This window comes from Actinoallomurus acaciae, from assembly GCF_042429965.1.
In the GTDB taxonomy this organism is placed as follows: Bacteria; Actinomycetota; Actinomycetes; order Streptosporangiales; family Streptosporangiaceae; genus Actinoallomurus; species Actinoallomurus acaciae.
In genome coordinates, this window is sequence record NZ_JBHLZP010000453.1 from 1 (window position 1) to 6,463 (window position 6,463).

The 6,463-nt window shown below is 71.1% G+C and carries 6 protein-coding genes; 3 read left to right on the forward strand and 3 right to left on the reverse strand.

The genetic code is table 11. The annotated features are described in order from the left end of the window. Positions 1–205: 205 nt before the first annotated feature. Positions 206–712, reverse strand: a complete 507-nt coding sequence (locus ACFFNX_RS38245) for a PadR family transcriptional regulator (protein WP_378210990.1) — start codon at positions 710–712, stop codon at positions 206–208. A gap of 265 nt (positions 713–977) precedes the next feature. Between ACFFNX_RS38245 and ACFFNX_RS38250 the strand changes: the two genes are divergently transcribed. Together ACFFNX_RS38250 and ACFFNX_RS38255 are read left to right on the forward strand one after the other, a co-directional pair. Continuing rightward, a complete protein-coding gene (locus ACFFNX_RS38250) occupies positions 978–1,514 on the forward strand; it encodes an ATP-binding protein (protein WP_378210991.1) in 537 nt (178 codons plus the stop codon). A gap of 106 nt (positions 1,515–1,620) precedes the next feature. Beyond that, the gene (locus ACFFNX_RS38255; protein ID WP_378210992.1) at positions 1,621–2,817 is read left to right on the forward strand and encodes an ABC transporter ATP-binding protein; all 1,197 of its coding nucleotides are present in this window, start codon (positions 1,621–1,623) and stop codon (positions 2,815–2,817) included. A 54-nt stretch (positions 2,818–2,871) separates the two neighbouring features. Here the strand turns inward: ACFFNX_RS38255 and ACFFNX_RS38260 are convergent, their stop codons facing one another. Further along, positions 2,872–3,774 carry a LysR family transcriptional regulator gene (locus ACFFNX_RS38260; RefSeq protein ID WP_378210993.1) on the reverse strand — a complete coding sequence of 301 codons (903 nt, stop codon included), beginning with the start codon at positions 3,772–3,774 and terminating at the stop codon, positions 2,872–2,874. A 99-nt stretch (positions 3,775–3,873) separates the two neighbouring features. On the opposite strand from ACFFNX_RS38260, the gene ACFFNX_RS38265 reads away from it, so the two are divergent. After that, complete coding sequence (locus tag ACFFNX_RS38265; protein ID WP_378210994.1) at positions 3,874–5,262, forward strand: FAD-binding oxidoreductase; 1,389 nt, start codon at positions 3,874–3,876, stop codon at positions 5,260–5,262. A gap of 28 nt (positions 5,263–5,290) precedes the next feature. Here the strand turns inward: ACFFNX_RS38265 and ACFFNX_RS38270 are convergent. Further along, a partial coding sequence (locus ACFFNX_RS38270) for an outer membrane protein assembly factor BamB family protein (protein WP_378210996.1) occupies positions 5,291–6,463 on the reverse strand: 1,173 nt, incomplete at its 5' end.

Consider the following 6,463-nt stretch of genomic DNA (forward strand, 5'->3'; position numbering starts at 1 on the left):
CGTTCTTGTCGCTGGTCGTCCCGCTGGTCGTCTTCTTCGCCTTCCAGCGTTACTTCGTCCAAGGCGTCCTGGCCGGGTCGGTCAAATAGGAATGGCGGGCTGAATGTCACGCGGACCACGAAAGGGTTCGCGTGACATTCAGTCGTCCAGGCCTTGTCAAAAAGGGAATGCCGGGCTCGTCCGCCATGCCGTACACGCGGCAGGCTCAGGTGAGCTCCTCCTGGCAGCGCTCGAGCCATTCGAGGTCGGCCTGGAGGTGCAGGCGGGCGCCCTCGATGAGCAGGAGTGCGACGGTGTTGTTCCGGTCCGTCGCCGCCGCGAGGTCCGACAGGCCGCGCATGAGGTTCAAGAGGTGACGTCGTTGCCGGTTGATCAGCGTCATCCGGTCGGCGGCCCCGGTCATCGGGGCCAGCGCGAGCTTCACGAAGAAGTCATCGCGCAGCTTCGGGCCGTCGCTCTGCTCGTCGACCCAGGAGGCGAGGGCATCGCGGCCGGCGGGGGTCAGCTCGTAGACCTTCTTGTTCGGCCGGCTGGTCTGCTCGACGTCCTGGCTGCGAACCAGACCGTCCTTCTCGAGCCGTCCCAGCGTCACATAGATCTGGCCGATGTTCGGGGAGGGGTAAGCGCCTCCGAAGGTCTGCTCCAGCGCTTGCTTGAGCTCATATCCATGAGCCGGCTCTTTGGCCAGCAGGGCCAGCAACAGCGGTCGCACCTTGCGCCACCCCCTTTCTCCTACCTACATGTCAGCCATGTTAGGTCGGTCTGTCAAGCGCCGATGATGCCCACAAACTCGGCATCCTCTATTGACTAGTAGATAACGTCAATATATAACAAGCATGTATCGAGTATAGGCGGCCGCCATGGGAGTAGTCGAGATGCGTTCCATGATCAAAACCCCCATGACGACGGTCTGCCCGAATCGGGGGGACGGACTCCGGGTTCTCCGGCGCCTGCGATCGAGCCACGGAGGTGGCCGTATGACCGCGAACCACCGCGTACGGGCGGCCGGTCGACGTCCGGCGGCCCAAGAATCGATCCCGATGAGCAGCGCCAGGCCCACCGACGACTCTCGTGGCCGTGACGCCGTCATCGACTGGCGCATCTCGGTCCCGGGCGTGCCCGCCATCGTCGCGGTCGCGCGTCGGCTCGTCCGTGCGGCGCTCGAGCACTCACCCCGGTGCGACGACATCGAGCTCGTCACCAGCGAGCTGATGACCAACGCCATCCGCCACACACCGAGTGGAAAGGCGGGGTCCCTGGTGACCCTCCGGATCCGGGGCCGCCGGGGGTGGGCCCGGATCGAGGTCGCCGACCTCGGCAGCCCCTCCTGGGCAGAGCCGGGGCCCGCGGCCGTGGAGGACGAACGCGGCCGGGGGCTGGGCATCATCCAGATGCTCGCCGACCGGTCCGGCCGCGAGCCGGAGAACGACGGCCAGGTGTCCTGGGCGGAGATCCATTGGGATGTCCCGTCCGACGCCGGGCCCACACGCTTCAACGCTGTTGATCGAAAGTAGTCGGCGGTCATTCGCCGACAGCCCTCTTTATCCGCCTTGCCTCTGGGCCGCCACCCCCGACCAACTCGAACCTCGGTCGCGGCCCGCTCGAAAGGAGACCGCCCCTATGACTGCGATCACGCTGGATCGCCTTGACAAGACCTACCCGGCCGGCAACAAGGCCGTGGACTCGTTGAGCCTGGAGATCAAGGACGGTGAGTTCATGGTGCTCGTCGGGCCGTCCGGCTGTGGCAAGTCGACGGCGCTGCGCATGGTCGCCGGACTTGAGGAGATCACCGGAGGTGAGCTCCGGATCGGTGACCGGCTCATGAACCGGACGCCGGCGCGTGACCGCGACGTCGCGATGGTGTTCCAGAGCTATGCGCTGTACCCGCACCTGTCGGTGCGCCAGAACATCGGGTTCGGGCTGACGCTCCGCAAGGTGCCCAAGGCGGAGATCCGCAAGCGTGTCGACGAGGTCGCCGAGGTCCTCGGCCTCACCGAGTTCCTGGAGCGCAAGCCGCGTAACCTGTCCGGCGGCCAGCGGCAGCGTGTGGCGATGGGCCGGGCGATCGTCCGCGAGCCGCAGGCGTTCTTGATGGACGAGCCGCTGTCGAACCTCGACGCCAAGCTCCGGGTCTCGATGCGTGCCTCCCTGGGCCAGCTGCACGAGCGCCTGGGCGTCACGACGGTGTACGTCACGCACGACCAGGTCGAGGCCATGACCCTGGGCGACCGGGTCTGCGTGCTGCGCGAGGGCAAGCTGCAGCAGGTCGACACGCCCCAGCGCCTGTTCGACAACCCGGTGAACCTGTTCGTCGCCGGCTTCATCGGCTCGCCCGCGATGAACTTCGTGGGCGCCAAGCTGGTCCGCGACGACGGCCCGCACGTGACCTTCGCGGGCTACAAGCTGCCGATCCCGGCCGAGACCCTGTCGGCCCGGCCCGGCCTCGACGGTTACTTCGACCGTGACGTCATCCTCGGCGTGCGCCCCTCCGACTTCGAGGACTCCTCCCACGCCAACGGCGACTGGGCGCGGATCCAGGCCACGGCCGACCTGACCGAGGAGCTGGGCAGCGAGATCAACGTCATCTTCTCGATCGACGCACCGCCCGTACAGCACAAGGACGCCGCCGACCTCGCGCAGGACGCCACCGACGGCGACGAGGGCGCGTCGCTGCCGCTGTCGGACAACAAGGCGCTGTGGACCGCCCGCGTCAACGCCCGCGCACGCGTCCAGGCGGGCCAGCAGATCGAGCTGTCCGTCGACAACCGCAGCCTGCACTTCTTCGACCCCAAGACGGGCCTGTCCATCACCGACTGATCCCCCCTGGTCTCAGGGCCCGCCGGACGCGATCACGCTCCGGCGGGCCCTGACTCATGAGCGGGAGAATCGCTCCGCCAGCGACGTACGGGCGTGCCGCACGAACGTCCGCGCGGCCGGCCCGACCGGGCCCTCGGACCGCCACGCGAACACCAGACGCCCGCGAATGGCGGGCCGCAGCCGGATCGCGCACAGCGCGTCCTCACGGCCGCCCATGATCGACTCCGGCAGGACGGCCACGCCGAGCCCCCGGGCGGCCAGCGCGGCGAGAAACCGCGGATCGCCGGCCTCGAACACGAAGCGCGGCCGCAGCCCCACCGCGCCGAAGGCGTCGTCCACGCACGCACGGATGCCGGTGCCCGGAGGCAGGCAGATCAGCGGCCGCGCGGCGAGCGACCGCAGCGTCATCGTCCGCGTTCCGGCCAGCGGGTCGTCACGGCCGACGATGGCGACGAGCGGCTCATCGGTGATGACCTGGACGTCGACGCCCGGCGGCGGATCCGCCGCCAGGCCGGCGAACGCCACGTCGATCCGGCCGGCGCGCAGCGCGCCGAGCAGCGGACCGGAGCCCGCCTCGGACAGCGTGATCTCCACCGCCGGATGACGCCGGTGGAACTCCGCCAGCATCCCGGGCAGGTCCACGTCGTGGGTGGCGGCCGAGGACACCATGCCGACGGTGACGTGCCCGCGCACCAGCCCGGTGAACTCCGCCGCCGCGTCGCGGGCACCGGAGACCGCCTCCAGCGCCGCCCGCGCATACGGGAGCACCGCGGCCCCCACCTCCGTCAGGCGGACCGTACGGCCCGAGCGGTCGAGCAGTTCTTCGCCGAGCTCCCGCTCCAGCCGCCGGATCTGCGCGCTCACCCCGGGCTGCGCCACGTGCAGGCGTTCGGCCGCACGCGTGAAGTTCGCCTCCTCGACCACTGTCACGAAGTACTCAAGCTGCCGAAGCTCCATAACCAATCATGCTAGTTGCGAGACGAACCAGCTCTTGGACTTATGGCATCGGGATCGCCACCGTAGACGGGTGACCAACGGAGACCAGGAGGACTACTCATGAACACGCTCGCCGAGCGGGTGCGCGGCCCGGTGGTGGTGCCCGGAGACGACGCGTACGACGCCGAGCGGAACGGCTTCCAGACCGCCTGGCGGCACCGGCCCGCCGTGGCCGTCGGCGCGACGGGAGCCGCCGACGTCCAGGCGGCCGTGGCGTACGCCGCCGAGCACGCGCTTCCGGTGGCGGTGCAGGCGACCGGGCACGGGCTGTCGGTCCCTGCCGACGGCGGCCTGCTGATCGGCACCCGCCGGATGACCGGGGTCCAGGTGGACGCCGATGCGCGTACGGCCTGGATCGAGGCGGGCGTTCGCTGGGACCAGGTGGTGCGCGCGACCGCCCCGTACGGGCTCGCACCGCTGAACGGCAGCGCGCCGCACACCGGAGCGGTCGGCTACACGCTCGGCGGCGGGCTCGGGCTGCTGGCCCGCGCGTACGGGTACGCCGCGGACCACGTGCACGCGATCGACGTCGTCACGCCCGACGGCCGGCTGCGCCACGTCACCGCCGACGGCGACCCGGACCTGTTCTGGGCGTTGCGCGGCGGCCGGGACAACTTCGGCGTGGTGACCGGGATGCGCATCGGTCTCGTGCCGGTCGCCCGGCTGTACGGCGGCGGCCTGTTCTTCGCCGCCGACCGGGCGGCGGACGTGCTGGAGGCCTTCCGGAGCTGGACCGCCACGGTGCCGGAGACGATGACGGCCTCGGTGGGGATGATCCCGTTCCCCGACCTGCCGTTCGTTCCGGAGCCGATGCGCGGCCGTCACATCACCCATGTGCGCATCGCCCACCTCGGGGACGCGGCCGAGGGGGAGCGGCTCGTCGCGCCGCTGCGGTCCGCCGGGACGCCGCTGCGCGACACGCTCGCCGAACTGCCGTACGCCGACGGCGGCTCGATCTACAACGACCCGACCCAGCCGCACGGGTACGCCGGATCCAACCTCCTGCTGCGCGACCTCGACGACCGGGCCGTGCGCACCGTGCACGAGCTGGCCGGTCCGGGCGCGCCGGTCCCGTGCGTGGTCGATCTGCGTCACCTGGGCGGCGCGCTCGCCCGTACCCCCGCCGTCCCCAACGCGGTCGGGCACCGCGACGCGCGCTTCCTGCTACGCGTCCTGTCGCCTCTGACCGGAGACGGGATCGACGCCGTACGCGCCGCGCACCGGCGCGTCTTCGACGCGATGGAGCCGTGGAGCACCGGAGGCCGCTCCCTCAACTTCATCTACGGCGACCGGACCGCCGACCAGGTGCGCGACGCGTACGAACCGGCGGACCACCGGCGGCTCGCCGAGCTGAAGGCGGTCCACGACCCGGCGAACCTGTTCCGGCTGAACCACAACATCCCGCCGGCCGAGGCGAGAGAGGCGGCGGCCCCCCTCCCGCACGGGTGACACGCAGGTCCCGGAACCCGAATTCGTGTCAGGCGCGGGCGAGGTGGAACGCGGCCAGGATGGAGTCCTGGGAGGCGGCCAGGACGGAGCCGGCGGTGGTCAGGGCCCACGGGTCGGTGAGGTTCGAAGAAGCCATGGGATGGTTCCACACGAGCTCGCCGGTGACCGCGTTCCAGCCGTACAGGCCCGGGCCCGTGGTTCCGGCGACGCCGGTGCAGACCAGGCCGCCGGCGGCGACCAGGGGAGCGGTGTCCCCGGCGGGCGTGCCGGCCGGCCAGAGGCGGCGTCCGGTGCCGGCGTCGAGCGCGATCAGGTTCCGGTTGTCGAGGACGTAGGCGTGTCCGCCGCTCACCAGGGAGGTCCGGTCCTGGTCTCCCGGCACTGTCGGCCGGTACGCCCACTTCTGCCGTCCCGTGGCCAGGTCCAGGGCGTGGAGCACGGCGCCGCCCACATGGACCGTGCCGTTCGCCACCGTGAGCCTCCCGAGATCACCGACGTCGGCGGTCCAGGCCGTCCGGCCGGTGGTGACCGACAGGGCCTCGACGGTGTCTCCGGTGGGACTGCCGAAGACCAGGTCTCCCGCGCCGGGGAAGGTCATCCCCGACTTGGGGTACGGGCGGTTCCAGCGGACCGCGCCGGTCCCGGCGTCGAGTGCGAAGAGGCGCTTCTCGGCGTCGGTCTCCCGGCCGGACCAGGCGATGAGGACGCCACCCTGAACTCCCCTGAGCAGGGTCGTCGCCGGAGCGTCGTGGGTCCACCGCCGCCTGCCGGTACGGGCGTCGAGGCCGATGACCGTCCCGTGCTCGTCGATCAGGGCGAGCAACCCGTTGGCCGGGCCGGCCAGGGCTTGCGCGGTGAAACCGGGCGGCTGGGGAAAGCTCCAGCGCCGCGCATGTGAGTAGGGGTCCGTCGCGGCGATGTCGCCGTCCTCGGCGGACGGCGCGTAGATGAGGGTGTGGTCGGTGGCGACGTCGTGCATCGGCGCCGACCACAGGCTCCGGCCGGTGGCCGCGTCGTAGGCCGACGACTTCGTGGTGGCCGCGAAGACGACGACCGCGCGGGCGAAGACCTGCGGCATCAGGATGTCGTTGCCGACGGGCAGCGTGGCTCGCCACAACAACCTGGGAGGGGACGGCGCGTGCCCGCCCCGGGACGTCGCCGCCAGCGCCGCGGCGGTGCCGCCGCCGACCGCCGCGAGACC

Excerpts from the sequence above, each read along its gene's own strand:
- ACFFNX_RS38250 (WP_378210991.1), top strand. The coding sequence starts at position 978 with ATGACCGCGAACCACCGCGTACGGGCGGCCGGTCGACGTCCGGCGGCC.
- ACFFNX_RS38255 (WP_378210992.1), top strand. The coding sequence starts at position 1,621 with ATGACTGCGATCACGCTGGATCGCCTTGACAAGACCTACCCGGCCGGC.
- ACFFNX_RS38260 (WP_378210993.1), bottom strand. The coding sequence starts at position 3,774 with ATGGAGCTTCGGCAGCTTGAGTACTTCGTGACAGTGGTCGAGGAGGCG.
- ACFFNX_RS38265 (WP_378210994.1), top strand. The coding sequence starts at position 3,874 with ATGAACACGCTCGCCGAGCGGGTGCGCGGCCCGGTGGTGGTGCCCGGA.